The organism is Christiangramia gaetbulicola, assembly GCF_003054225.1.
GTDB classification, from domain to species: domain Bacteria; phylum Bacteroidota; class Bacteroidia; order Flavobacteriales; family Flavobacteriaceae; genus Christiangramia; species Christiangramia gaetbulicola.
Genome location: NZ_QBKQ01000001.1, coordinates 664,374 through 689,956, shown reverse-complemented (window position 1 = coordinate 689,956; position 25,583 = coordinate 664,374). Strand labels below are relative to the sequence as shown.

Sequence of the window (25,583 nt, the reverse complement as noted above, 5' to 3'; positions counted from 1 at the left end):
AGCTTCAGCTATAAAGCCAAAGGAATCGATCCGGTATTCTTGAGAAACAGCCAAATACATTTAAAAAACTTCTGAGGTAGAAATAAATTAATTGTCATACATTTAATAGTTGCAATTATCTTGCAATGAGGGTTTTAAATCATAAAAAGCAGCGGAAGGAAATGAGTACAGAAAAGAACATAGCCCTGGAATTCAACGAATTTTCAAAGAACTACACGAGTGACATGATCGCTTGTGTCCCTTGTTATGCTGATCTTATCTCAAGTTTTATAAAATATCTGCCAGATAATTTTCAGCCTGAGCGTATTCTGGATCTTGGCTGCGGAAACGGTAATGTTACCAGTAGACTACTATCCCGATTTCCCGAGGCAAAATATACTTTGGTAGATGCCTCTTCAGAAATGATTGAATTATGCCGGAAACTGTTTCGGGATCATGATATGAGCTATGCTAACAGATATTTTAATGAATTTGAATTTGAAAGGGATACTTATGACCTTGTTGTTGCCGGGTTCAGCCTGCACCATTGCGAAGATCCTGAAAAGAGATCCATGTTCAGAAAAATTTACTCTTCCCTAAAACGGGGAGGGATCTTTTCATATTGTGATCTTATGATATCCAAGGACCATCCCGAGCATCCCGCATTGCTCGAGCGATGGAAAGAATTCGTAGAGAGAACCTTCCCAGACGGGGAAAAATGGGAATGGATCATGGAGCATTATGAAGCTTTCGACAGGCCAACGAATTATCCCGCGCAAAAAGAATGGATAAAAGATGCAGGATTTTCTAATATACAAACTCCCTTCAATAAAGATTTTTGGGTGTATCTTCAGGCCATGAAATAGGATAAACCTGTTTTTTAAATTTTTTCCCGCTGTGCCCTTTTCCCGAAGAACGAGCTTCAGGCGAATAGAGTGAAGAATTCCTGATCTTTAAGATATGATGAAATATATATACCTGTTCTGTTTTTTATTCTGCCTGAGTACTGTTCACGGTCAAAAGACTTCAGAAAAAATAGAAATAAATGAAGACATGCTTCTGCATAATTTAAAAGTGATCTCTCATGATTCTCTGGAAGGAAGGTTCTTTGGAACTGTAGGAAATTATAAGGCACAAAAATATATTGCCGGCCAATTCGATTCTCTTGGAGTAGAACCGCTAATCGCATCAGGATATATTCAAGAATTCCCATATACCTTCAAAAAAGAGTTCAGGCAGGAAGTTTACCCTGTTCTAAATCCAGGCAAGGATTATATGAATGTTCCTGACACTACAGTTACCGGAGGCAACGTATTGGCCGTTATAAAAGGAAAGACGAACAAAAATATCATCATAACAGCTCATTTTGACCACCTGGGAATAATTGATGGCGAGATCTTTAACGGGGCCGATGATAATGCAGCGGGAGCGTCTGCTTTAATAAGCATAGCCAGTTATTTTAAAGATAGGTCTCCTAAACATAACCTGGTTTTTGCAGCAGTAGATGCAGAAGAGATCAATTCTTTAGGCTGCCAGTATTTTTTGGATAATTTCCCGTTCCCAATAGAGGATATCGCCTTGAATATAAACATGGATATGATTGCTCACAATGATTCCAGGGAGCTTTACGCCTCAGGCTATTATCATAACCCGACTTTAAAAAAAGCTTTAGATAATATTGAAACCTATGATCTCAAACTGCTTTTTGGTCACGATAAACCGGGAAACATCGGGCAGGATGACTGGACATACTCTTCAGATCACCGTGTATTTTTTGCTAACGATATTCCATATGTTTACTTTGGAGTAGAAGACCATGAGGATTATCACCAGTCTACAGATACTTTCGAGAATATTAATCCGGAGTTTTACATAAGCGCGGTAAAGCTTATCATTAACGCTATAGAATCCTATGATTCTTATTTATACGAAGAGGTAGGAAATTAGTACTTCCTTAATTACACCGCTTATTTTAAGTATATAGAACTTATTTAACCATGAAAAGATCGGGAAGTGGAGAAATCCATTTCCCGATCTTTTTTATAGTAGGATTCTAATAAGAAATCCCTATCCGGTTTTTACTGGGCTATTTCAATAACCTCTGCCTGACCTGGGATCAGAGAATTTTTTGTGGCGTATAATTTACCATCCTTGCCAAAAGTAATTGCTGTTAACATAGGAATTCCGCTGGCTATGGTCTGGCATTCCAGGGTCTCGGTATTACAAACCTTAATATTACCTCCGGCACCATTTTGTAATACTTCTACGGCGAACCAGCTTTTTTCATCAAATTCGGCTACATAAAGCATTCCGTTGTTATCAAAAGCTATATCTATGATAGAAGTGAATCCTCCGCTAAATAGCTTCACACAATCCGGATCTGTTCCGCACATCGCACCCGATGCGTTAGGCGATATACGCCAGATATTAGACGCTCCTGCAGGTGCTGGAAAACCTTTTAATTCACTAACATAGTAATAACCATCGGGACCAACTACAACCGATGTAGGTACCGCCTGCGCCGGGATCATTGGAGGTAAATTACAGAAGGCCTCAAAACCAGGTATAGGATCGGGACAACCCACAATATTTTTAAGGTTATCTGTAGATACCGGTTCATCTGGAAAGATAGCAACAACTTCAATATTTCCCTTATTATCAACCCGCATAAGGTCGTTGGCACCTGAATCTACTACTAATGCAGAATTAGCATTGAGAGCAGCTACAGAATATGGATTTGAGTCAACTCCGGCACCATCGGGATCATTTTCCTCTTCAAAGTGGAACAGGTTGGCGACCATTTTAGTGCCCCCATTTCCTACAAGGTGTATTGCCTGTCCGCTATCTTCTGCAGGATCCATTGGTCCCGTAGTGGCCCACATAATACCCCTGCCTACAGTTGAAACCGAGGTGACCCCAGGTAAAGCGAATTCTGTAGCGCCATAAATATTGGTGATACCCTGGCCGGCATCAGCCACCAGAATATCATTATTTGGGGCAGTAGCGAGATCGAACAATGGAGAGCTAAACTCACCATCATTATTTAATTTAGCTTTCAGCATTGCCGGGTCTTTTCCAATACTGGATTCATACTCGGTTGCTATATCTGTAATGACAGTTTCATTAGTACAAGCAACCATGAAAATGAATAACAACAAGAGACTTCCGAAAAAAAATTGTTTTTCCATAATGATAAATTTTATTGGTTATTGTTTTAGTTAAAATGCAAAGAGGATCGTGATCCTAACCTGCTTAAGGGGTAAGTGGGTTGATCTGGAGCAAATGCTTAATCGACTGATAATGAGAAATGTAAATATAGTGTATTTTGATCTATTGGTGTGTTAAGTAGATGTTTTTTCAAGCAAAAGAATTACATTAAAAACCGGAAATCATTGTTTAAACTAAGGGAGAATTGCTGGTAAATAGATAGCGTATCAGTACCTTACTTCGGTAATTTTAAAGTAATTAGAATAAACACGTGAACATACTTAAAGACTTTTCAAGTAAGACCATCAGGCTAGAGCCCGATTATGAAGGTGAGGTAACCGCTACGCTGGTCTCTTCAAACTTTAATCAGGGAGACAGAAAAAGTGTTCTCTATTTGCACGGATACGTAGACTATTTTTTTCAGGCTCACCTGGGGGAGAAATTCAATGCGAATAGTTTTGATTTTTATGCCCTGGACCTTAGAAAATATGGCAGGTCATTATTACCTCATCAACATCCTAATTATTGTCGTGATCTCGCTGAATACCATGAGGAAATTAGCCTGGCCATTAGGCATATCAATGATGCTAGTAATGGCGAGATCATTCTAATGGGACATTCTACCGGGGGCTTGATCGCGAGCAATTATATGAATGAGTCAGCAGACAGGCATCTTATAAAAGGGCTTATTTTGAATTCACCTTTTTTGGATTTCAACCAAAGCGGTTTTAAAAAGTATATGGTTTACCTGGCTGCTCTTATTATGACACGTTTTTCTGAATTTTCCAAGGTTGACGGCGCCCTGTCTCCGGCATACGTTAAAAGCATACACAAAGATTACTATGGAGAATGGGATTTTAATCATAAATGGAAACCTCTCGAAGGTTTTCCTACCTACTTTCGCTGGTTACTGGCAATTCGATCTGCCCATAAAAAGTTAGCAGCCTCTAATATCCAGGTTCCTGTTCTGGTCATGCATTCTTCAAGTTCCGCAAAAATTTCAAAATACAGCGAGGAGGCAAAATATAATGATATTGTCCTTGATGTTTCAGATATCAAAAAGATCGGGGCTAAATTGGGTGACAAGGTTAGTTTGCTGGAAGTTGAAAATGCCATGCATGATATTTTTCTATCCCCAAAGGCGATTCGAGAGAAAGCTTTTGAAGGAATGTTTTCCTGGTTAAATACTTTAAAGTCAAACTCTTAATATTTATTAGGGATGATAACTGTATATTTATAAGGCGCATTTGATTTTGCTAACCTGATGAAAGGAAAATACTGTAAAAACATTCGGGGTATTGTTTTCAAATGCTCATCTAATCTATAATTAAAGTAAATGATCATGGAAAAAGGAATGGTAAAATTAAGCGTTATGTATCCCAACCAGGATGGTAAAAAATTCGACCTGGATTATTATTGCAATCAGCATGTAGGACTAGTGGGGAAATTACTGGGAGCTGCTGTAAAATCAGCTTCTGTGGAGAAAGGTCTTGGAGGAAATGCTCCCGATTCACCGGCAGTCTATATAGCCATTGGTAATTTGTATTTTGAATCTATGGATGCATTTCATAAATCTTTCGGTCCAAATGCCGATGCGATCATGGGTGACCTTCCCAATTTTACAGATATTGAACCTGTGGTCCAGATAAGTGAAATCGTGATTTAAAAATCTGCCTTTGGGATAAAGTTAAAGCCTGTTCAATATTACAGAAGCATGCGTTTTATTTTGCCACCTGGCAATTGTATTTAAATGTTTATCTTAAAAGGAAAATCAATGTTTGGCGCAGGACCGGGCTTATTTTTAATGTCAGGTAGATCTGTGGAACATTCTAAAAGGCTGGAAAAATGAAGTATTTTTTAAGTATAATCTTATTTATGGCAGGTATGAACTCCCCAATAATTTTTGATTTTAATAAAGATTCAGATATAAGTGCATGGGAAATGGTGAACGATGTGGTCATGGGTGGAGAATCTTCCGGTAGCTTTAAATTGTCTGAAGATGGGCACGGGCTTTTTAGCGGACATGTCTCCCTGGAGAATAACGGGGGCTTTTCCTCTGTGCAATATGGTTTCGAAGCCATGAGTGTAAAAGGTTTTTCCAGTATAAAGATCAGGCTTCGCGGTGATGGAAAGGATTATCAATTCAGGATCAAGAATAGATCTGGCGACTATTATTCTTATATCTATACCTTCCCTACTTCAGGTGAGTGGGAAGAGGTTGAGATCCCATTAAAAGACATGTATCCTTCCTTCCGCGGAAGAAAACTGGATATGCCTAACTTTTCTGGAGACCAGATCACACAAGTCACTTTCCTAATAGGGAATAAAAAGGAGCAGGATTTTAAATTATTGATAGATAAGATCGAGCTGAAGTAGGTCAAAAATATCCTTGAAAGCCAAAGGTTTTCTGGCTTTCACTTTCTTAGCTATAACTATAGGTTAATAGTACTAAGCGACTATTTAGTTTAGCATTTCCTTCATATGATCAATAACATGGGTGTGTTCATTCTGCGGACTGAACATGACGATGTCGGCATCTTCCAGGATCTTAACATTATGCCCGGGTGGCCAGTAGAAAAGATCCCCGCCGCTTACCCTTTCTTCTATTCCTTTGGCATCTGTGGTGGATAGCTTTCCTTTTAAAACATAACCCCAATGCGGGCATTGACACAAATTCCCTTCTAGGCCGACAAAGAGTGGTGTGGTATCTACCCCAGCCGACAGGCTAAAATATTCCCCACTTATTTTCCCTAATCCTGAAGCATCGCCAAAATCTCTCCTCTGACGGATCACCACTCCGGGTATTTCCATTTTTACTTCGATACTGTCTTTTGAAATTTTCATAATCGTCCTGTTTATTAGTTAGGATAGAGTTATCCATTTTCAGGGGGAATGATGAATTAGGATCTGAAAGAACTTAGATCCAATAAATCCTATATAAGGTAGTCAAATAATAACTCAAATACCTTTCTTATTAGACTTATTATGTTTTAAAAGCCTGATTGGTAATTTCTTATCAGGTTTTAAGCTTGAGATTCTTACAATGAAAAAAGGCCTGCGATCTTAAAGATCTCAGGCCTTCCCTAACATAGGTCAAGTTTCAATTATTTTTTAGTACTAAGTTCTCTGGTTAACCAACCACTTTTACTTGCGGTAGCGATTGCGTAAGGAGTGATCCAGAACAACCCGAATGTATACAGGATGCTGTAGGAATACGCCCAGAACGATTCAGCTAACGTATATCTTTTTGCGTAAAAGAATGCCGGGAAACTCGAGTATATAAGAATACTCAATAGTGTGGAACTTAAGAAAAGTATTGGATGAGATGCCACGAAATAGAACATGATAAGAATAAGCGGATAGCTCATAATGATCTTCAGGAACTGATTGATGAACAAAAGTCTTGAACCAATCTTTGAACCTTCTCTAAAATTCGTGAACACATATTTAGACATGGCGATATTCTCACGTACGTTGCTTCGTCCCCATCTAATGAACATTTTATACAGTCCGCTGTATCTTTCAGGAACATTGGTGTAGGCATAAGCATTTCTCTGGAACAACACATGATTACCACGTTTAAGGATCATGTTGGTCATCGCTCTATCTTCTCCAATATCTGAAGGTCTTCCCATAAAGGTCTGGTTGATCCATTCTGGTAGACATTCAAAAACCGCTGAACTTCTATAGGCCGCTAATGCTCCCGGAGTACATAGAACAGATTCCAGTGTACTTTCCGCAGAACGCATGAATTCGAAACTAAGTACGAAGTTCACATTAAGCATTTTAGGTAGCAAGGCTTTTTCATTGTTTAAAACCCTGATATTTCCTGCTACAGCACCACATTTCTCATTTACCACGAACGGGCTTACCAGGTTTCTCAGTGTATCTGTATTTACCACAGAGTCACTGTCTACTGTAACAAAAACCTCACCTGTACCCAGGTTGAAACCACGGTAAAGGGCGTGACGCTTACCTTTATTCTCCGGTTGCTGAAAAATGGTTACCCTGTCTCCAAGGATATTTTTTGCTTCCTGCATCCAGTACCAGGTATCGTCCTTGCTGCCATCATCGATGGCTAATAATTGTAATTTTTCTTTTGGAAAATCACTTGCTGCCAGACTCATTAAAGTGGCGTAAACCTGTTTACCCTCGTTGTAAGCAGGGACGATCACGGTACAGGTTGGTAGTTCCTCATCTGTTACCGATTTAATTACTTTATACCTGAAATAAAGGTAAAGGTTATAGATAAAAAATCCTCCACGATACAGGAACAAAGCCCCGGCAATGACAGAGAAGATCAATCCCCAGGTAGTGGTCATTCTTTCAGTATTATAATCTGAAAAATCACTTTGTAGATTGTATACCAGAAAGGCAGCTCCTATCATTAAGATAAAAGTACTTACCAGCACCACGATACCCCATTTATTGGTAGTTTTTTCTACCGGCATAGCTAAGGTTTCGCTAGATTTTTTCGTTGTGTTACTTGCAAAATTTTTATTGCCTGTATTCATATTACTTGATTGTATTAAATCATATAGGATTGGTCACTAGCAAGTCTCGTGCCAGTGTGTGTAGTCTTGATTATCAAGCTTTTGTAAGGGGGTATTCCGGTAGGGGTGTGTATTTATTCTGCATATATGAACTTTGGAAGAGGGATATACACAGTAATGGGAAAGGTTGTCCCAACACCTTGGGACAACCTGTTAATAGTTTAAACAGCTTCACTTTCTTCCAATACTTCTTTTTCTTCTTCCTCAGAAGGTTCAGAATTCTTGATCGTCGCGAATTTTTCAGCTTCCTCTTCATCACCGGTGAAGTAAGGGAAAACGTCAAGAATAGGAGACTCGGTAATTGCGGGGATGGTATAATCTCCGGTAGTTCCCTGCATCGCCTGCTCGGTATTTTCATAGGCTTCCTTTACATCGTTAGCCTGCACCAGCATATATAGATTAGACTTTCTCTCTTTCCCACTCTCATCATCATAGGAAATTAAAGAAACCTTTGATTTGAACCATCTGTCTGAATTTTCAAAAGGATGTACCTCAGAGAAATTCGCCACCTTAATATTGGTGATCTTGAATTCCTCACTGGTATACGCCGCCATTTCTTCAGTGATACGGCTTTCTGCCTCTGTATAAGAAACGGCATCCAGCAAGTAATTTTCAGTGGTTATCTTACTTTCTCCGGTTTCATGAGTTTTTCTGTATTTAACTTTGCACTCATACCATATTACGCTCATATCTTCTTTTTTTGGGACGCCAAATATAGATTTTAAAAAAATCTGCCGAAGCTTACTTTGAAATAAATATTCACAAATTTTGATCAAAGAGTATTATCAGGTCAAGTTCAGTGAGTTTTCTTTTTAATTCCATGTTTCTATCGATCACTGAAAAGGAAAATTGAGCAGTCGAATCCCGAAATTTTAATTTTGAAGATGTCTTGTCAAATAAATATTAGTTCAAATTATAATTAGTAATTAATAGAGCAGGAAAGAGTTGTCAGGCAACTTCTGCAGCCCTGCGAAGGAATTGAACCTGAATAATTTTTTATTTATTTTTTCCAGGATAATTAGAATATTGTAAATTAAACTTCTGTATAACAGATTTTTAGTCCTTTCTCTCCCTCTTGCCTGCTTTTAAAATTATATCATCATGAAATCGGTAATTATTACTGGCGCCAACAGGGGAATAGGATTAGAAACCAGTCTTGCCTTCGCGAAAAAAGGTTATAAGGTTTTTGCCACCATGCGAGATCCTGATAAGGCCACAGAACTAAAAGAACATATTGAAAAGGATAATCTCAATATTTCCTGTCATAAAATGGATGTAGATTCAGATGAATCTGTACAAACTACCATTGGAACTATTTTAAAAGAAAACGGGCCCATAGATGTGCTGGTAAATAATGCCGGTATAGAAAGGCATGGCACAATTGAAGAATTGGATATATCACATTTTAAAGAGGTGATGGAGACCAATTATTTTGGGATCATTCGCTGCGTAAAGGCGGTTTTAAGTGCTATGCGTAAGCATGGCTCGGGTTGTATAATTAATGTTTCTTCTGTTTCTGGACATATCTCCAATTCACCATTATCCTCATACAGCGCATCCAAATTTGCCGTGGAAGCTTTAAGTGAGGCTCTTGCCCAGGAAGTAAAACCTTATAATATTCGGGTTGGAATTGTAAAACCTGGAATTATTGATACCGATATGGCCCGGGATATTTCGACTAAAGATTATACTGCATCCAGATCTCCCATAACCGAGCGGTTCTCTAATTTATTCAAAGAGTCCCTGAAGCATCCAACTCATGCCAGTCTGGTGGCAGATAAGATCCTGGAAATCGCCGAAAGTGATTCCTGGAAATTAAGGCATCCCGTGGGACCAGACGCAGAGCCATTTTTACAGTGGAGAGCATCTATGAGCGATGAAGACTGGATAGACTGGAACGCCCTCTCAGATGACGAATGGTATGCCAAGGTCGAACAGGATTTTGGTCTTAATGCCCGGCCAGATAAATAATATCTTATTTTAAAATGGTCTTTCTTCTAATCTAATTGAGGTAGGTGAAATTTATCAAAAACCGATGGTTGCTCCATCATTTTTTCTATTTCCTCAACCTTACGCGGAGCTTCAGCAGAGAGATTTATAGGTCCGTTTTCCGTGATAAGAATATCGTCTTCGATCCTTACCGCGATGCCCCACCATTTTTCATCACAATCGCTGCCTTCAGGAATATAAATTCCCGGCTCCACAGTGATGACCATGTTCGGTTCAAAATTTCCACCTGTGTTCAGATCGTGAACGTCGAGACCTATATGATGAGAAGTGCCGTGAGGGAAATACAGGTGCCTTGCATCTGGAGAGCTTATGATGCCTAATTCATATAAACCCTGGTTAATGATCTTTTGCCCTGCTATATGCGTGTCTGAAGGATTATTACCTACCACCGCCTGCGCAATTCCTGCTTCCTGTGCTTCATATACCAGCTCATAGATTGCTTTTTGCTCCTTGCTGAATTTTCCATTTGCGGGAATAGTTCTGGTAACATCTGCCGTATAACCATGATATTCTGCACCCAGGTCCATTAACACCAGATCATTATCTACTTTGGTCTTGGAATTTTCCACGTAATGTAAAACACATCCATTGTTCCCCGCTCCAACGATAGAAGGATATCCTTCATATTCGCTGCCATATTTTTTGTAAACATACTCATGCAATCCCTGTATCTCGGTCTCAGACATGCCGGGGTGCATAGCCTTCATCACTTCAACCTGTCCCATAGCCGAGATTCTCACCGCTTTTTTAAGCAGTTTCATTTCTTCTGGGGTCTTGATCTGTCTCAGGGAGCCCATATAAGTTCTCAGAGATTGGGTATCCACATTCATTTTTGGTTCTGTGGTTACCTCCTGTTTTAGTTCAACATTCAAAGAGCCATTGCTTAATTGTGGAACCTTTTCCTCGTAGACCTTCGTTTTAAAAGACTTTATGAGATCTGCCAGGTCTGCTTCGTTTCTGGTGTCCCGGTAATCGTTCGTAAATGGTTTATGTAATACTGTTTCAAATTCAGAAAAAGAGAGATCATCATTTAAAAAATCCTTCCCATTGAATACAGTTTCAAAGCCTAGTTCTTCTTTTGCGCCTTCCACACCAAGCCTGTATCCCGTCCACATTTCGGCACGCGGATTTTTCTCCTGCACATAAAGGACCTCATCAAATTTATTTCCTTTATCATCTGTCTGTTTTTCAGAAAAAATAACCAGCACCGCATGTGGTTCTTTATAACCAGTGAGATAATAAAAATCGGGATCCTGATGATAAACGTAATCCACATCGTTTGCCCTGTTCCTAACAGGATTCGCGAAGAAAAAAGCTACAGAGTTTTCGGGCATTTTGGCTCTTAAAGCTTCGCGCCTGCTTTTGTGAAATTCAGATGATAGATAATCCTGTGGTTTCGATTCCTGCGCAAAAAGGTTGATGCAGCAAAAACCTATAAACATGAAAAGTAGAGATCTCATAGTGATGAATTTAATACGCAAAATACTTATTAATATTCAGATTAAAATAAACTAAAGATCAAATAGAAATTACCATCCTGAAATTTTAAGCTTAAGGTCTTTGGAGTCTGGTGAGTTCCCTGTTCTGCTAATAAATTTTGTCGTAAATTTAAGGAACTCCATATTTCCTCCCGTCCAGCTACATTTCTCTACTTATTAGCTAGTGATTTTATTAATTAAATATCCTGGAAAATGAAACGTAGAGAATTTACAAAACTTACCGGCCTAAGCATTATTGCAATCTCAACTACGGGTTTCATCAGTTTTAATGGTGAAAATTACGTGGGGGACTGCGAAACTACATCAGATATCCTGGGGCCATTTTATCGCCCTGATAGCCCGGTTAGGGAGAACCTTGTAATTAAAGGCATGCCCGGAGAGTTAGTTGAACTTTCAGGTAAAGTGAGACACAAGGATTGCAGCACCCCTTATGCGAAAGCCAAAGTAGAGTTGTGGCATTGCTCCAATGATGAGGTTTATGATAATGAAAGTGAAGAATTCAGGTACAGGGGAACTACGTATAGTGATGAGAATGGGGATTACCGGTTTATCACACAAATGCCGGTTCCTTATGATGCCGGTGGAGGAGAGATAAGGCCCGCGCATTTTCATATGATGATCTCGGCACCCGGATATCAGAGTCTCATCACCCAGATCTATTTTGAAGGAGATAAATACCTGGATAATGATCCATCATCCAGTAATCCCAGGGCGAAGAACAGGATACTGAAATTAGAAAAAGAAGGAGACACTCATAAGATCGTTTTTGATTGTAATATGAACGATAAATTGAAACCGACCGATGCCGCCCTGAACAGTCTCGTAGGGAAATATAAGAATGTTGAAAACGGAGAAGTAAGCGAGTTTTTTACCAGGGATGGAGATCTATGGGTTAAAAATGAAGTTTTTGGAAAAGTATATACCTACCTGGGCAAGAATGAATTCGAATATGGTGGTCTGCCCGAGGGAATGTATGAAAAACTATATTTTGAACTTAAACCTGAAGGTGAGATCCTGCTGAAAAAATCTGTTTCTCATGGTGAAGGTAAAGAGATGGTAAGAACCTTTCTTCGCATTTAATACAGCCTCAAACTAAAAACTAAATCTCTTCATCGCCTAAATTTTGTTCTTGAAAACTTTAGTTTTGCGGTTCTCTGTAAAACCGGAAATTTAAGGGCATTATGAAGACCGAACTAGATATCTCTACCTGGAATAGAAAGGAACATTTTCAATTCTTCTCAAAATTTGAAGAACCTTTTTTCGGGATCACTGTAGACCTGGATTGCAGCATAGCTTATGAAAAATGTAAAAATGAAAATATCTCTTTTTTCTTGTATTATCTGTATCTGTCCTGCAAGGCGGTAAATTCTATCGAAGCATTTAAATACAGGATCGAAGGAGAGCGGGTTTATATTCATGACAGGATCAATGCTTCGGCCACAATAAGCAGAGACGACAATACTTTTGGTTTTTCGAATATTATCTATAATGAAGATCTCAATATCTTCCTTGAAAATGCTGAACAGGAAATAGCTCGAATTAGATCTGGTAGCGGACTTATGTTAGAGGAAATTAGAAGTAACGAGGTTCATTATTCGGCTTTGCCGTGGATGAAATTCACTTCTTTATCCCATTCCCGAAGTTTCTCCAGTGAAGATAGTTGTCCCAAGATCTCTTTTGGGAAATTAAGTTTAGAGAACGGGAAAAGAATAATGCCGGTTTCCATACATGTACATCATGCCCTGATGGATGGTTATCATGTTGGATTGTTTGTAAATAAATTTCAGCAACTATTGAATGGCCTAGGTGAATAACCGGTAAAATTATAAGCTTATTGGCTTTCTGACTTTTTTCCTGATCTGGATATCTTCAGATCTATGGCCTGTTACCTTATCTCTGGATTCAATTATTATACATAATGAAAAATCCAAAGCTGTTTTTTGCTGAAAATATTCCAATTCTTCGAAATATTGAGATTTTCTAAAAAGGTCTAGTCTATATCAACAATTTTCATTTCAATTAAATCGTAATTAATTTAAAATCATATATTTACAATATATTGGTTGAGATATGTTGAAAAGATTTAGCTGAAATCACCAATTACATTTAAGCCTTAATTCCTTGAAAAATCCTGAAATTTTATTTTTTAAAGACAGCCTTAATTTTTCAGCATTCATTCCATATTACTCTTACCTACTGCCCAACAATTTAAATTCTTATTCCAAGCATAATGAATCTAAAAAAGTCATTGATAATCGGTGTGGTAGGTTGCCTTTTAGGGTTAACTGCCTGGGAACTATATTGGCGTAGCCAGGGATTTACAGCAGACCTGGATGATGATGACAACCTGTGGGCCATCCATAGAGCTAGGGTAGAAGAAGCAACTGAAGATGATGTTATCCTCATTGGCTCTTCCCGGGTTTATTTTGATCTTCAATTAGATGAGTGGGAACAGGAAACCGGGAAGCGACCTATACAGCTTGCCATAGAAGGAACTTCGCCTTTATATGCTTTCGACGACCTGGTTAATAATTCAGATTTTAAAGGAACTATTGTGGTAGGAGTTACTGAAAGTTTATTCTTTTCCACGGTATTTCCTGAAGCTCCTCCAAATGAAAAGATCAATAAAAGAATAAAATATTATAAGGATCGCACCTATGCAGATAGGCTAAATAATTCGTTGTCTATTCCAATTCAGAATTCATTTGCTTTCGTTAGTGATGTTTCGGGCGTTGATGGCATCAAGCTGAAATCTCTTCTCGACGAGATAAAAATTGGCGAAAGAGTTCCCGATCCCATGCCTCCATTCCATGTTTTTTCAAGTGTAGATGAGAGCCGGAATCTGAGAATGACAGAGCGTACTGCGACTGATACTGCTTTCGCCGGAACCATCAAAAAAGTATGGATGTTCTTTAGAAACGCCGGTGGCGATTTTGAACCTGAGAAGGAAGCAACTACCGAGTTTTTCGTAGAGAATGTAAAGAAATTCAGGGATCGTGGCGGTAAGGTGGTATTGATAAGATGCCCCTCAACCGGCGATGTAAGAGGCTTTGAAAAAAAGGTTTTTCCACGGAAAGAATACTGGGATCAATTGGTAGAAAAGTCTGATGTTCCTGCATATCATTTTGAAGATTATCAGAAGTTGAAAGATTATGACTGCCCGGAATGGTCGCACCTTTCAGCAGAAGATGCCGATAACTTTACAGAAGCTTTTGTAGACTTATTATTCAGGGATGGACATATTTCTAAATCTGATCGAATAGATCAGCTAACCAATAATTAGTAAGGATATGCTTTTTAACTCATTGGGCTTTATTTTATTTCTCGGTATTGTTCTGGCGCTTTATTATTCAAATATTCTAAGCTGGTCTAACCGCAAACGTATGCTTTTGCTGGCTAGTTATATTTTCTATGGTTTATGGAATCCACCACTGGTAATTCTTTTATGGATCTCCACCGTTGTCGACTGGACCGCTGGAAATAAACTTGCAGTAGAAGAGGATGACCGGAAAAAAAAGATGTGGTTACTCTTAAGTATGTTCACTAATCTTGGCTTCCTGGCATTCTTTAAATATGGGAATTTCCTCCTTGAAAATTTTACTGCCGGAATGAATGCAGTGGGAATGACCTATGAGCCACAACCCATGGATATTATTCTGCCTATGGGAATCTCATTTTACACTTTTCAAACCATGTCTTACACCATAGACATGTATTACCAAAGAATTAAACCGGCCAGAACCTTCCTTGATTTCGCCTTATATGTCACCTTCTTTCCGCAGTTAGTAGCGGGACCAATTGTGAGGGCAGGAGATCTGATCGGTCAATTTTACGAAGAAAAAAAGGCTTCTTCAAATCAGTTTTTATGGGGACTGTTTTTACTAACTATCGGTTTGTTTCAAAAAGTGGTTCTGGCAGATACTTTACTGTCGGGAACTTCAGATACGGTTTTTGGGTCTAAGGATATATTGAACAGTCTGGATGCCTGGACCGGAACTTTGGCTTTTTCCGGTCAGATATTCTTTGATTTTGCCGGATACTCTACCTGCGCGATCGGAATAGCCTTAATGCTGGGAATAATCTTGCCAGATAACTTCAGGTATCCCTATGCGGCAGTAGGATTTTCAGATCTCTGGCGCAGGTGGCACATATCGCTTTCAACCTGGTTAAGAGATTATCTTTATATCCCCCTGGGTGGAAACAGGCACGGTATCACCCAGATGTACGTAGCTCTTATGCTAACAATGTTATTGGGCGGACTATGGCACGGGGCAGCCTGGACCTTTGTAATCTGGGGCGCGCTACACGGAGCCTATCTGGTCGTAGAAAGGGTTTTGAAAAATAAAGTCAGGATTAAGGTTACCCCAATAAACGGGATCTTTCTGGCCTTGCTTACTTATACCTGCGTAAATATTACCTGGGTATTCTTCAGGGCTCGTGAATTTGAAACAGCTAAAAATATGATTGGCTCCATGTTCTTTGTAAATAGAGAAGGAGTGAAGCTTTTACAGAATTTTGATATAATAAAAGTGATGGTTTTAATAAGCCTGTTATTCATTTGCCATTACCTAATGCGGAATTCTTCTCTGAAAGAATTGTCTGTAAAAACTCCGGCGTGGTTATTAGGTATAGGATGGGCTGTTATGCTTTTTCTGATTGTGATCTCACAGGGTAGTGGGCAACAATTTATTTACTTTCAGTTCTGATAAAGCCCCTTTTGAATTAATTTATCTAACTTGAATAAAATGCTTTAGTATTCCCTAATTCTATCCGGTCTTTGATATGGATGCCAGTTAAACTGAATATAAAATGGAGGTACTCAAAACAGATCCCGAAAGATTCAAATCTATTCCAGATTTTCCATACCAGGAGAATTATGTGAATTTTGGTACCTGTGACATGCACTATATAGACGAGGGTGAGGGAGAGGTGATTCTCGCTTTGCACGGGGAGCCTACCTGGTCTTACCTGTACAGGAAATTTATTCCGGTCTTAAAAGATTACCGCTTTATAGCTCCAGATATGCTGGGTTTTGGAAAGTCTGATAAACCAGTAGGCTGGAAGAACTATACCTTCGATCTTCATTTTAGATCCCTTAAAAACTTTATAGATAAACTTGAGCTGAATGATATCACCCTTATCGTTCAGGATTGGGGAGGTCTTCTAGGTTTGAGCCTGCTTGGTGAATATCCGGAAAGATTTAAAAGAGTGGTGATTTTGAATACCTTCCTGCCCAAGGGAAAAAAGCTCCCGTGGTATTTCAGGTTATGGCAATTATATGCCCGGTATCATCCTGCATTATCTGCCGGTAGGATCGTGAAATTTGCCAGTTTTGGTAAGATCTCCAAAGAGGTGAGAAAAGCTTATGATAGTCCCTTCCCTTCAAAAAAATATAAAGATGGAGCCAAAGCTTTTCCTCAACTGGTTCCTTCAAGCCCAGATGATGAAGGAGTAGATAGGATGATAAAGGCCAGAAAAGTCCTTTCAGAATGGAATAAACCGGCATTGATCATGTTTTCAGATAAGGATCCTGTTTTTAGCGGTTTAGAAAACTTCTTTCATAAGCTAATTCCAGGAAGTATTGGTAAAAAACCAATCATCATAAAAGGCGCCGGACATTTTTTGCAGGAGGAAAAAGGAGAGGAGATAGCCGGTTATATAGATAGGTTTATGAAAGGAGAAAAATTAGAATCTGATTCTTGATTTTATGTAACATTCTCAAATATGTTCGTCATATAAATAGAAGATCATAGAATATGTTTCGATTAAGACTTCCGCATAACTATCTGGTTTTTGGGCTTCCCCTGTTAATGATGGCTACCATGGTTGTTCTTTCAACAACCGCAGTTTTTAAGGAGAATATTGAGGTATTTTCTTTAGGCATTAGCTTTGACTTATTAATAACCATTCCGCTGGTATATTTTATTCTGATCAGGAAAACCAAGATCCCGAAAACTACGCTTGTTCCTTTACTGGTTTTTGCTCTAATCGTCGGTAAATATATTATCCCGGGTGAGCAGCATTATTATCTGGATCTTTTCGAGACCTGGGGACTTCCGGTATTAGAGATTTCCGTTTTAGGCTTCGTTATTTTTAAGGTTCACCAGGCGATCAGGAAATTTCAATTGAATAAAGAAGATGATACAGATTTTTATAGCATTTTAAAAAAGACCTGTAATGAGCTTTTTCCAAAACCATTTGTGATTCCCGTAGTTACTGAGATTGCTGTTTTTTACTATGGATTTTTGAGTTGGAAAAAAAGACCGTTCAGAACAAATGAGTTTCAATATCATAAAGAGAGTGGCTCGGTATCCTTACTGGCTGTATTGATCTTCCTGATCATTATCGAAACGATCGTACTTCATATTCTTTTGGCTATGTGGAGTAATACTGTCGCTTGGATACTTTCCTTGCTCAGTGCTTATTCATTATTTCAGATATTTGGTTTTATGCGTTCTATGTCTGGGAGGCCTGTTGTTATTGGGTATGACAAGCTGTATCTGCGATATGGGATCATGAATGAAGCAGTTGTGGAGATAAAGGATATAGAAGCCATAGAAATTTCATCTAAAGATATTGAACTGAATTCTGATACGAAGAAACTTTCGTTTCTTGGTTCTCTTGAAAGTCATAACCTGATCCTTCGTATGAAGAAACACAATACTTTAACCGGACTTTACGGTAGGAAAAGCACCTTCAAGACGCTCGTTCTGCATATTGATGATAAACATAGATTTAAGGAGCAAATTGAAGCGTCTGCAAACTTTAAGGCTGACTAATAACTCTCACTTTCCTTATTATAATCACGGGTTTTAGAATCCTGATTTCAGGTCTTAACTACTTGAACTTTTCTTTTTGTACTTTAGAAATCAATTAAGAATTTCCAAAAAAAAAAATCAATTTACATGAATCTCAGATCTATAGTCTTTCTACTGGTATGCCTTTCACCAATTTTTTCATTTTCACAATTAGATGGAAAAGAAAAAAAGATCGTAAAATCTGTTGATAAACACGAGGCAGAAGCTCTGGAGTTATTGACTAAAGCGGTAAATATAAATAGCGGGACGATGAATTTCGAGGGCGTTCGCGAAGTTGGAAAGTTATTCAAATATGAACTGGATAAACTGGGATTTGAAACTAGGCTAACTTCTGGCGAAGCCTTTGGAAGGGCCGGGCACCTTGTGGCTGCACATAAAGGTAAACCAGGATTGAAATTACTATTAATAGGCCATCTTGATACTGTTTTTGAACTTGATAGTCCGTTCCAAAGTTCCACTAAGGTCAACGATTCGGTAATGAAGGCGCCGGGAGTGGCAGATATGAAAGGTGGGGATGTGATCATAATCCTGGCCATGCAGGCATTAAAAGATGCTGGTTTATTAGATGAAATGTCAATCGAGATCGTGATGACCGGCGATGAAGAAAAAAGCGGAAGTCCGCTGGAACTTTCCAAAAAGGAGCTTACAGACGCAGCAAAATGGGCAGATGTCGCCCTTGGTTTTGAGAATGGGGATGGTAATCCGGAAACCATTGTAGTAGCCAGGAGAGGATCTGCAGGCTGGAAACTTGAAGTCACTGGTAATGCAGCGCATTCATCACAGGTATTTACTGAAAAAGTTGGAACAGGCGCTATATATGAAACTTCAAGGATCCTGAACGAATTCTATCAGCAGCTTTCAAAAGAAGAGAACCTTACTTTTAATCCCGGATTTATTCTGGGAGGAACTTCAGTTGATCTAAAAGAAGATGAAACTGGAGGTTCTGCATTAGGAAAGACCAATGTAGTTGCTCAAAAGACCATCGTTAAAGGAGATATAAGAGCAGTTTCGCTGGAGCAATTGGAGAGAGCTAAGGAAACCATGCAAAAAATTGTTTCTGAAAATTATCCTCAGACCAAAGCCAATCTTAGCTTTGATGCAGGAGGGTATCCGCCGCTTGCTAAAACAAATGGGAACTTAAAACTGCTGGAATATTATGATAAGATCAGTCAGGAGCTTGGTTTTGGAAAAGTGTATCCTGTAAACCCAAGAAATGCTGGTGCGGCAGATATATCTTTTACCGCGGGCCATGTGGAAATGGCGGTAGATGGCCTTGGGCTTAGTGGTGCAAATGATCATACCATTAATGAAACGGGTAATATTAATAAATTAGGAGTGCAGGCTAAAAGAGCGGCTATATTGATGTACCGACTCTCAAAAATGAAAGAGTTCAGAGAGTAGGAGCAAGAACCCGGTTTGATTAAATGGATAAGTTTTGAAATTCCTGGAAAGAAATACTCTATCCCAGATAGAAAAAGAGCAGATAATTGGGTTGTGGAACAGGGAATATCCACAAAATCTCCGGTATGAAAAGCCGGAGCAATTCGAAGCTTATTTAAACGGACTTAAAGATCAATATCACATTTTGATTGTTGATGATAATGAAAATATCATAGGCTGGTATTTTGACTTTATCCGGGAAGAGGAACGCTGGTTTGCGGCTATAATTGATTCAGAATTTCAGGGGAAAGGACTTGGGACCAATTTACTGAACCTCGCCAGAAAGCAAAGAAAAGAACTGAATGGTTGGGTTATCCCATCAGCCGATTACGTGAAGTGTAATGGATCGCCTTACCGGTCACCGCTGGAGTTTTATAAAAAGAATGGTTTTGAGATCTATAATGATGTAAAACTGGAAACCGATAAGATCAGAGCTATCAAGATAAAATGGTCTTCAGAATAAAAAGGATAGATCAATAAAAGAAATAAAGATTAAGAGTTTTTCAATTTTAGACACACTTAGATACAAATCTAATTCGTTAACTGTAGTTTCTAATCTGCATTCTTGTTTAAGAGATAGTTTCAAGCCTTCAACTTAGAATTTAAAAAACCGGTCGTTCATCGAAAAGTAACCATTAGGCTTAAAAATTTTGAGAAAAATACTTAAGTTTAGCATCCAAATCAGGTCTTAGCCAACCTTATGCAGTCCCTACCACGCATTTTTAATGCATAGACCTTAAATGAGAAATCATGAATAAAGTAAGGATCGGTGGACTAGGGCTGATAATCACCGGAATTTTAATTGGATATTATTTCAACAGGATAGATATACATCTATTATCTGGAATGCTTATTGGCCTTGGTATTGGCTGGCTTATTACGGGAAGGTTCATTGTGAATACCGGAAATAAAAAGACCACGGTAAGATCTGAATAAGGTCAATCCCTCAAATCTAATCATATGCTAAATTTTTATCCAAAGGAGAATTATTTGTCCTTTTAGATCAGGCTTTAGCTTTGTAGTCACAGTATTTAATTTGGAATACAGGATGATTGAAACGGCTATTAATTGCTGTGAAAATTAAAATATCACATAGATGAACCTGTAATATGTATGGGATTTTATTAGCCCGCTCTTTTGTTGAGTTCTTCTTTTACATTATTCACGAAATACATTTTCAGGATCCTCTGGTTTTTAACTTCTACTTCTCCGCGATATTCACATTGAAATTCGTCTTTTACCAGCTCATAGGTATTTTCAGAAATATTGATCTTTCTAATTTCAGAATGTGATTCCATACGTGCGGCAATGTTAACCGTATCACCCCAGATATCATAAGCGAACTTTTTGATCCCAACCACTCCGGCTACGACAGGCCCCGAATTGATACCAATACGAACCTCAAAATCTGCGTCATCAAATAGTGATTTTTCCTTGGTATCTTTTACAAACTGGGTCATTTCGAAAGCAGCCAACAGCATCTTGGTAGCATGATCTTTTGTGGGGAAAGGCAAGCCGCTGGCCGCCATATAGCTGTCACCAATGGTTTTGATCTTTTCGATGCCATATTTTTCCATGATCCTGTCGAACTGTGAAAAATAGTAATCGATGGTTTTGATAAGCCTTTCCGGGGGTAATCTTTCTGCCACCAGGGTAAACCTTTTAAAATCTGCGAAGAGTACAGTTACCGATTCAAATTTCTTCGCTTTTACACGACCGTTCTTTTTAAGCTCTTTTGCTGTTTCTTCAGGTAGAATGTTCAATAGCAACCTATCTGATCTATTTCTCTCTTTTTCGATAATATTACTGGTCCTCTTAATGAACTTGTTCCTACGATAAAGTCCAAAGGCGATCAAACATATAAAGAAGGAAGCCACCGCAATAGATATCACTACAAGTTTTTGATTCTCACGTTGTATATTAAGCAGGTCTACCTCGGCCTGTTTCTGTGCAACTTCATAGTCGGCTCTAAGGCCCGCCATACTTTGGGCGGTAGAAACATTCATTACACTATCCTTATAGACTATATACTCTTTATAATATTTATAGGACTCCGGTAGATCTCCCCTGTCCTCATAGATCTGTGATAATCTTAAATTTGCCTCTCTTATCTCATTTTTAAACCCATAAGCCTTGGCCAGGTCACGGCTTAAAAGAGCGAATTCGATCGCAGTGGAATCCCTGCCTTTTTCCGCATAGATATCAGACATACCTGAGAGAAATTCACAAATGGGAGAATAATCCTCATATTTTTCCAGGTATTGTATGGCAAACTGAATATTTTCTTCTGCTTCCTCATTTCTGCCTAATTTTGCATAAGCCAGCCCCAGGGTGCCCACCACATATGCCCGTCCATAATCGTATCCTTCTTCAAGGAATATCTCCTCAGCCTCCTTGAGATAGGAGATAGCCTTTTCCACCTGATCGTTCTTGAGATATTCGTCTGCAGTATTAAGAAGCGCAGAACCCAGGGAGATTTCATCCCCAGTCTTTCTTATGATCTCTATACCTTCATTGTAATACTGAATGGCCCTGTTATGATTTTTTGTGAGAGAATAAACATCCCCGAGGGTAACCTTTATGAGGCCAAGTTCTTTGTCTGAATCAGCTAAAGAAGCGGCCTTAAAAAAACTTTCTAAAGCCTTGCTATAATCTCCTCTTGCGGTAAGCGCATGTCCTCTCTGCAGTAAACCATTGAAGTAATATTTCTTCGAATCTTTGTTTTTAGCGATCTCGATGAGTTCATTAGAAAACTTCAGCCTTTTAATGGGGTCCAGGGAATTATTAGCAAGACCTTTAAGAATTTCCAGATCTTTCCTTGCTTCACGGCTGGAATTATAAATAATTTCCAGGCTGTCTGCTATAGATTGATCCTGCGCCTTGCAAACATAGGAGTATTGCATAAGAGCAATCAGCAGGAAAAAACAAATCCTGTAATTTATAGGGTATTTATGCAAAAAGCTGCTGCGCATATATAATATTATTCCTGGGGCATTAGTTTGAGTTTAGGATCTATGATGTATTCGTTCCAATCCTGGCTTCCCTTTTTCCTGACTTCGAATTTGATAAAATAAATCTCTTCATCACCGGTTTGTCCGTCTACGACTCTTCCCACAACTACCCCGGTATTGTCTGTATCTCTAATCCTTCTTTTCCCAAGTAGTTCGACTCCGCCATCATGCCTGAATTCGGTGATTCTTACCAGTCCGTTCCCTGGCTGTGCAGGTCTACCTTGCCAAATAATAACATCACCTCTTTGTACCTCATAGGTAAAATCCTTTATGCTCATACTTGCGGGTTCCCCGAATGTGCAGGTCTCTTCGATGTTGTCCTGAGTAACATTATCTGTATCTACTTCCAGGGTAATAATATTGGTTCTTTGCGCAATAAGATCTGAATTGGTAAAGACCAGGCTGAAGATCAGCATCAAAAATGTAACTTTTAATTTCATGATTAATTGGTTTTAGTTAGTTGTTAAAAGCAGGGTTCTGGTGATTATTCTGTAAATCAGAAAAGTGAAGTGGGGGTTTGTTAGACTTACACCCGAAAAAAATTAAATTTACTGTATAAGTCATATTTGATCTTAAAGATAGAAAATTAATTTAAATAATTGAATTTCAGTAAACTAAGTGTTCAATTTAAAATCTTGAAAATTTCCACCTGAAATGGAAAAGAAAAGCAACCCAGGTTTCATTTTCAATAAATACGCCAGCAATTATCAGGACAAGTATATGAACCTGGAGTTGTACGCTGATACATTGGATACATTTATCGATATTTTGAAAAAGGATGACGCGAAAATTCTCGATGCAGGCTGTGGCCCGGGGAATATCTCGAAATATCTTTTAGATAGATGTCCCAGATTGAAAATACTGGGAATTGATATTTCAGAAAATATGATAGCTCTGGCTCGAAATAATAATCCTGAAGCTCAATTCAAGATCATGGATTGCCGTAAAATAGATGGTTTGTCTGAAATTTATGATGCCGTTATCGCGGGATTTATTTCTTCATACTTAAATCAAAAAGAGCTTTCAGATTTCATAAAAAATACCGCCGGACTTCTGAAGTACGAAGGATCACTTTATCTAAGCGGCATGGACGCCGGAGGCAAAGATGCAGGTCATGAGGTTTCATCTTCAGATGGGGAAGATGTTTTATTTACTTATTATCACAGTATCGACTTTCTTCAACAAACCCTGGAGAAGTATCATTTTAAAATTCAGCATCAATTTTATCTGAAGAATCCTAATAATGCAGAGGGTATAAACGATCTTGTTATCATCGCTAACAAAATTTAAATTTTATAATATGAAGCAGATTTTCCTAGTTTTAGTTTTAAGCATGAGTTTCGCTTCCTCATCGAATGCTCAGAATGATCTGAAGATCTCCACCATGGACTTTGTTGAGGTCCTGAACAATAATCATGAAGAAGCCCTGTATTTCTATAAGAACAACTGGAAGAAGTTAAGAGAGATCGCACAGGAAAAAGATTATATAGATTCCTTCAAATTACTTGAAACCGAGGCCGATGAGCAGTATCCATTCAGTTTTATTCTTATTACCACTTATGCCAATAAGGAACAATATGAAAACCGTGAAGAACACTTTTCTGAAGTGATGAAGATCAAAGGTGGCCTCGAACTATTAAATGAGAATAGGCCTGATGAATTCAGGAAAACTCTTTTCAGTAAGGAGAAGGTTTTTGAGATCCAATAACTAATAGATAAAGCTATCTCCCGGGCTTTATCTCGTTTGTATTTATACTTTTGCAAGTTGGATATTAGATAACCTTTAAAAGATCGCTTTTTGGCCGGACTCATAAAATTTTTCAGAAAGAATACAAAGGAAGTAGGATTTGGCTGGATGCTAACCTTTCTTTCCAGTTTTGGACAGACCTTTCTAATTTCTATCTATGTTCCCGAAATCCTTGAAAGCTTCTCGATTTCCAATGGTCTCTTCGGAAGTATCTACGCCATCGCGACCGTGACTTCATCGGTCATCATGCTGTCTGTAGGGCACCTGGTAGATCATAAACCGGTGAAAAAGATCACCGCGCTCACTGTAGCCGGTCTCGCATTTTCATCCTTTCTTCTGGGAATATCTCATTTAAGCATCGCGATTCTCATCCTGGCTCTTATTGGTTTAAGGCTTACCGGGCAGGGTTTGATGAGTCACATCAGCCTTACGGTGATGTCCAGACATTATGAGCTGAACCGCGGGAAAGCTTTAAGTATTGCCTCCCTGGGCTATGCGATTGGGGAAGCGATATTTCCTATTTGCATCTCTTCTCTAATACTCTGGTATGACTATGAAGTGGCGGCACTGGCAAGTGCAGCTTTTTTGCTGTTATACCTTTTCAGGTTGTATTTTTCAGATCTCACCCATTTTGATAAGGACCTGGAACTAGCGACCAAGCCTTCAGCTCTTTCCCTCATGAAGGAATATAAGAACCTCCTTAAGACCAAAGCCTTTTTTATCCTGATGCCCGTAAGCTTCGCGCTTAGTTTTACCATTACCGCGGTCTTTTTCTACCAGTATGTGGTGGTGGAAGATAAAGGCTGGTCAGTTTCTCTATATGCCAGCTTTTTTACCGTCTACGCCTTAACGAGGGTGGTATTTTCAATTTATGGAGGAGTACTGGTTGATAAATACTCCGGGAAAAAGATATTCAGATTTTACCTGATCCCATTTACCCTGGGACTTCTTCTTTTCGCTTTTTTTGATAGTATCTTTGGTGCGTTGGCCTTTCTCATCCTAGCAGGAATAAGCGTGGGAATGGCCGGTACAGTGAAGTCGGCAGTTCTTGCTGAAGTCTTCGGAACCGAAAAACTGGGAACCATTAGAAGTGTTTTTACCATGTTCATGGTTTTAAGTACCGCCCTGGGGCCACTTGTCTTTGGAACTTTTATGGATGCAGGGATAGATTTTGAGTCTATTTTGCTGGTCACCGCGATTATCCTCGGACTTATTATCCTGAATGCGCAAAGAATACGAAATCTTAAAGTGGCTTAATCAACAATAGCCTATTCGAAAATTTGAATGGTTCTTAATTTGTGGGAAACCTTTTTCAGCTG

General features: G+C 38.8%; 25 protein-coding genes. 18 read left to right on the top strand and 7 right to left on the bottom strand.

Going from position 1 to position 25,583, the window contains the following annotated elements; translation table 11 throughout:
- The first annotated feature begins 161 nt into the window (after window positions 1-161).
- Both C8P64_RS03080 and C8P64_RS03075 read left to right on the top strand, forming a co-directional pair.
- Complete coding sequence (locus tag C8P64_RS03080; protein WP_108171259.1) at window positions 162-845, top strand: class I SAM-dependent methyltransferase; 684 nt, start codon at window positions 162-164, stop codon at window positions 843-845.
- Window positions 846-939: 94 nt separating this feature from the next.
- Entirely contained in the window at window positions 940-1,926 is a 987-nt protein-coding gene (locus C8P64_RS03075) for a M28 family peptidase (RefSeq protein WP_211307584.1), read from the top strand.
- A gap of 131 nt (window positions 1,927-2,057) precedes the next feature.
- Here C8P64_RS03075 and C8P64_RS03070 read toward each other — a convergent pair whose 3' ends face one another.
- Window positions 2,058-3,167 (bottom strand): ScyD/ScyE family protein, encoded by a 1,110-nt coding sequence (locus tag C8P64_RS03070; protein WP_108170579.1) that lies wholly within the window; start codon window positions 3,165-3,167, stop codon window positions 2,058-2,060.
- 290 nt (window positions 3,168-3,457) lie between these two features.
- Between C8P64_RS03070 and C8P64_RS03065 the strand changes: the two genes are divergently transcribed.
- From C8P64_RS03065 to C8P64_RS03055, 3 genes are all read left to right on the top strand, one after another.
- Window positions 3,458-4,393: an alpha/beta hydrolase gene (locus tag C8P64_RS03065; RefSeq protein ID WP_108170578.1), complete on the top strand. Its 936-nt coding sequence runs from the start codon at window positions 3,458-3,460 to the stop codon at window positions 4,391-4,393.
- Between the two features lie 129 nt (window positions 4,394-4,522).
- Complete coding sequence (locus tag C8P64_RS03060; RefSeq protein WP_245889647.1) at window positions 4,523-4,852, top strand: EthD family reductase; 330 nt, start codon at window positions 4,523-4,525, stop codon at window positions 4,850-4,852.
- A gap of 179 nt (window positions 4,853-5,031) precedes the next feature.
- Window positions 5,032-5,562 carry a CIA30 family protein gene (locus C8P64_RS03055; RefSeq protein ID WP_245889646.1) on the top strand — a complete coding sequence of 177 codons (531 nt, stop codon included), beginning with the start codon at window positions 5,032-5,034 and terminating at the stop codon, window positions 5,560-5,562.
- Between the two features lie 84 nt (window positions 5,563-5,646).
- On the opposite strand, the gene C8P64_RS03050 is transcribed toward C8P64_RS03055, so the two are convergent.
- The 3 genes from C8P64_RS03050 to C8P64_RS03040 all read right to left on the bottom strand — a co-directional run bounded on the left by C8P64_RS03050 (window position 5,647) and on the right by C8P64_RS03040 (window position 8,428).
- On the bottom strand, window positions 5,647-6,030 hold the full coding sequence (locus C8P64_RS03050) for a cupin domain-containing protein (RefSeq protein WP_108170577.1): 384 nt from the start codon (window positions 6,028-6,030) through the stop codon (window positions 5,647-5,649).
- A 260-nt stretch (window positions 6,031-6,290) separates the two neighbouring features.
- A complete protein-coding gene (locus tag C8P64_RS03045) occupies window positions 6,291-7,637 on the bottom strand; it encodes a glycosyltransferase family 2 protein (protein ID WP_245889645.1) in 1,347 nt (448 codons plus the stop codon).
- A 263-nt stretch (window positions 7,638-7,900) separates the two neighbouring features.
- Entirely contained in the window at window positions 7,901-8,428 is a 528-nt protein-coding gene (locus tag C8P64_RS03040) for a DUF4494 domain-containing protein (protein ID WP_108170575.1), read from the bottom strand.
- Between the two features lie 412 nt (window positions 8,429-8,840).
- Here C8P64_RS03040 and C8P64_RS03035 point away from each other — a divergent pair, with 412 nt between their 5' ends.
- The gene (locus C8P64_RS03035; protein ID WP_108170574.1) at window positions 8,841-9,710 is read left to right on the top strand and encodes an SDR family oxidoreductase; all 870 of its coding nucleotides are present in this window, start codon (window positions 8,841-8,843) and stop codon (window positions 9,708-9,710) included.
- Between the two features lie 26 nt (window positions 9,711-9,736).
- Here C8P64_RS03035 and C8P64_RS03030 read toward each other — a convergent pair whose 3' ends face one another.
- Entirely contained in the window at window positions 9,737-11,209 is a 1,473-nt protein-coding gene (locus C8P64_RS03030; RefSeq protein WP_108170573.1) for an aminopeptidase P N-terminal domain-containing protein, read from the bottom strand.
- Window positions 11,210-11,440: 231 nt separating this feature from the next.
- On the opposite strand from C8P64_RS03030, the gene C8P64_RS03025 reads away from it, so the two are divergent.
- The 9 genes from C8P64_RS03025 (at window position 11,441) to C8P64_RS02985 (ending at window position 20,442) form a co-directional block, all read left to right on the top strand.
- The gene (locus tag C8P64_RS03025; protein WP_108170572.1) at window positions 11,441-12,328 is read left to right on the top strand and encodes a dioxygenase family protein; all 888 of its coding nucleotides are present in this window, start codon (window positions 11,441-11,443) and stop codon (window positions 12,326-12,328) included.
- 101 nt (window positions 12,329-12,429) lie between these two features.
- Entirely contained in the window at window positions 12,430-13,062 is a 633-nt protein-coding gene (locus C8P64_RS03020) for a chloramphenicol acetyltransferase (RefSeq protein ID WP_108170571.1), read from the top strand.
- Window positions 13,063-13,478: 416 nt separating this feature from the next.
- The gene (locus C8P64_RS03015; protein WP_108170570.1) at window positions 13,479-14,531 is read left to right on the top strand and encodes a hypothetical protein; all 1,053 of its coding nucleotides are present in this window, start codon (window positions 13,479-13,481) and stop codon (window positions 14,529-14,531) included.
- A gap of 7 nt (window positions 14,532-14,538) precedes the next feature.
- A complete protein-coding gene (locus tag C8P64_RS03010) occupies window positions 14,539-15,954 on the top strand; it encodes an MBOAT family O-acyltransferase (RefSeq protein ID WP_108170569.1) in 1,416 nt (471 codons plus the stop codon).
- Window positions 15,955-16,057: 103 nt separating this feature from the next.
- Window positions 16,058-16,951, top strand: a complete 894-nt coding sequence (locus tag C8P64_RS03005) for a haloalkane dehalogenase (RefSeq protein ID WP_108170568.1) — start codon at window positions 16,058-16,060, stop codon at window positions 16,949-16,951.
- 53 nt (window positions 16,952-17,004) lie between these two features.
- The gene (locus C8P64_RS03000) at window positions 17,005-18,027 is read left to right on the top strand and encodes a hypothetical protein (protein ID WP_108170567.1); all 1,023 of its coding nucleotides are present in this window, start codon (window positions 17,005-17,007) and stop codon (window positions 18,025-18,027) included.
- 126 nt (window positions 18,028-18,153) lie between these two features.
- Complete coding sequence (locus tag C8P64_RS02995) at window positions 18,154-19,467, top strand: M20/M25/M40 family metallo-hydrolase (protein WP_108170566.1); 1,314 nt, start codon at window positions 18,154-18,156, stop codon at window positions 19,465-19,467.
- Window positions 19,468-19,501: 34 nt separating this feature from the next.
- Window positions 19,502-19,969 carry a GNAT family N-acetyltransferase gene (locus C8P64_RS02990; RefSeq protein WP_108170565.1) on the top strand — a complete coding sequence of 156 codons (468 nt, stop codon included), beginning with the start codon at window positions 19,502-19,504 and terminating at the stop codon, window positions 19,967-19,969.
- A 287-nt stretch (window positions 19,970-20,256) separates the two neighbouring features.
- The gene (locus C8P64_RS02985; protein ID WP_108170564.1) at window positions 20,257-20,442 is read left to right on the top strand and encodes a hypothetical protein; all 186 of its coding nucleotides are present in this window, start codon (window positions 20,257-20,259) and stop codon (window positions 20,440-20,442) included.
- Window positions 20,443-20,630: 188 nt separating this feature from the next.
- Here the strand turns inward: C8P64_RS02985 and C8P64_RS02980 are convergent, their stop codons facing one another.
- On the bottom strand, window positions 20,631-22,409 hold the full coding sequence (locus tag C8P64_RS02980; protein ID WP_108170563.1) for an adenylate/guanylate cyclase domain-containing protein: 1,779 nt from the start codon (window positions 22,407-22,409) through the stop codon (window positions 20,631-20,633).
- Between the two features lie 77 nt (window positions 22,410-22,486).
- On the bottom strand, window positions 22,487-22,957 hold the full coding sequence (locus tag C8P64_RS02975; protein ID WP_108170562.1) for a hypothetical protein: 471 nt from the start codon (window positions 22,955-22,957) through the stop codon (window positions 22,487-22,489).
- A 214-nt stretch (window positions 22,958-23,171) separates the two neighbouring features.
- On the opposite strand from C8P64_RS02975, the gene C8P64_RS02970 reads away from it, so the two are divergent.
- From C8P64_RS02970 to C8P64_RS02960, 3 genes are all read left to right on the top strand, one after another.
- Window positions 23,172-23,807 carry a class I SAM-dependent DNA methyltransferase gene (locus C8P64_RS02970; protein ID WP_108170561.1) on the top strand — a complete coding sequence of 212 codons (636 nt, stop codon included), beginning with the start codon at window positions 23,172-23,174 and terminating at the stop codon, window positions 23,805-23,807.
- Window positions 23,808-23,817: 10 nt separating this feature from the next.
- Window positions 23,818-24,225 (top strand): hypothetical protein, encoded by a 408-nt coding sequence (locus C8P64_RS02965; RefSeq protein ID WP_108170560.1) that lies wholly within the window; start codon window positions 23,818-23,820, stop codon window positions 24,223-24,225.
- Window positions 24,226-24,315: 90 nt separating this feature from the next.
- Window positions 24,316-25,521 (top strand): MFS transporter, encoded by a 1,206-nt coding sequence (locus C8P64_RS02960; RefSeq protein ID WP_108170559.1) that lies wholly within the window; start codon window positions 24,316-24,318, stop codon window positions 25,519-25,521.
- The last annotated feature ends 62 nt before the right edge of the window (window positions 25,522-25,583 follow it).

Excerpts from the sequence above, each read along its gene's own strand:
- C8P64_RS03030 (WP_108170573.1), bottom strand. The coding sequence starts at position 11,209 with ATGAGATCTCTACTTTTCATGTTTATAGGTTTTTGCTGCATCAACCTT.
- C8P64_RS03055 (WP_245889646.1), top strand. The coding sequence starts at position 5,032 with ATGAAGTATTTTTTAAGTATAATCTTATTTATGGCAGGTATGAACTCC.
- C8P64_RS02970 (WP_108170561.1), top strand. The coding sequence starts at position 23,172 with ATGGAAAAGAAAAGCAACCCAGGTTTCATTTTCAATAAATACGCCAGC.
- C8P64_RS03010 (WP_108170569.1), top strand. The coding sequence starts at position 14,539 with ATGCTTTTTAACTCATTGGGCTTTATTTTATTTCTCGGTATTGTTCTG.
- C8P64_RS02980 (WP_108170563.1), bottom strand. The coding sequence starts at position 22,409 with ATGCAATACTCCTATGTTTGCAAGGCGCAGGATCAATCTATAGCAGAC.
- C8P64_RS03080 (WP_108171259.1), top strand. The coding sequence starts at position 162 with ATGAGTACAGAAAAGAACATAGCCCTGGAATTCAACGAATTTTCAAAG.
- C8P64_RS03075 (WP_211307584.1), top strand. The coding sequence starts at position 940 with ATGATGAAATATATATACCTGTTCTGTTTTTTATTCTGCCTGAGTACT.
- C8P64_RS02975 (WP_108170562.1), bottom strand. The coding sequence starts at position 22,957 with ATGAAATTAAAAGTTACATTTTTGATGCTGATCTTCAGCCTGGTCTTT.
- C8P64_RS02965 (WP_108170560.1), top strand. The coding sequence starts at position 23,818 with ATGAAGCAGATTTTCCTAGTTTTAGTTTTAAGCATGAGTTTCGCTTCC.
- C8P64_RS03070 (WP_108170579.1), bottom strand. The coding sequence starts at position 3,167 with ATGGAAAAACAATTTTTTTTCGGAAGTCTCTTGTTGTTATTCATTTTC.
- C8P64_RS03020 (WP_108170571.1), top strand. The coding sequence starts at position 12,430 with ATGAAGACCGAACTAGATATCTCTACCTGGAATAGAAAGGAACATTTT.
- C8P64_RS03060 (WP_245889647.1), top strand. The coding sequence starts at position 4,523 with ATGATCATGGAAAAAGGAATGGTAAAATTAAGCGTTATGTATCCCAAC.
- C8P64_RS02995 (WP_108170566.1), top strand. The coding sequence starts at position 18,154 with ATGAATCTCAGATCTATAGTCTTTCTACTGGTATGCCTTTCACCAATT.
- C8P64_RS03000 (WP_108170567.1), top strand. The coding sequence starts at position 17,005 with ATGTTTCGATTAAGACTTCCGCATAACTATCTGGTTTTTGGGCTTCCC.
- C8P64_RS03015 (WP_108170570.1), top strand. The coding sequence starts at position 13,479 with ATGAATCTAAAAAAGTCATTGATAATCGGTGTGGTAGGTTGCCTTTTA.
- C8P64_RS03045 (WP_245889645.1), bottom strand. The coding sequence starts at position 7,637 with ATGCCGGTAGAAAAAACTACCAATAAATGGGGTATCGTGGTGCTGGTA.
- C8P64_RS03035 (WP_108170574.1), top strand. The coding sequence starts at position 8,841 with ATGAAATCGGTAATTATTACTGGCGCCAACAGGGGAATAGGATTAGAA.
- C8P64_RS02985 (WP_108170564.1), top strand. The coding sequence starts at position 20,257 with ATGAATAAAGTAAGGATCGGTGGACTAGGGCTGATAATCACCGGAATT.
- C8P64_RS03040 (WP_108170575.1), bottom strand. The coding sequence starts at position 8,428 with ATGAGCGTAATATGGTATGAGTGCAAAGTTAAATACAGAAAAACTCAT.
- C8P64_RS03025 (WP_108170572.1), top strand. The coding sequence starts at position 11,441 with ATGAAACGTAGAGAATTTACAAAACTTACCGGCCTAAGCATTATTGCA.
- C8P64_RS03050 (WP_108170577.1), bottom strand. The coding sequence starts at position 6,030 with ATGAAAATTTCAAAAGACAGTATCGAAGTAAAAATGGAAATACCCGGA.
- C8P64_RS03005 (WP_108170568.1), top strand. The coding sequence starts at position 16,058 with ATGGAGGTACTCAAAACAGATCCCGAAAGATTCAAATCTATTCCAGAT.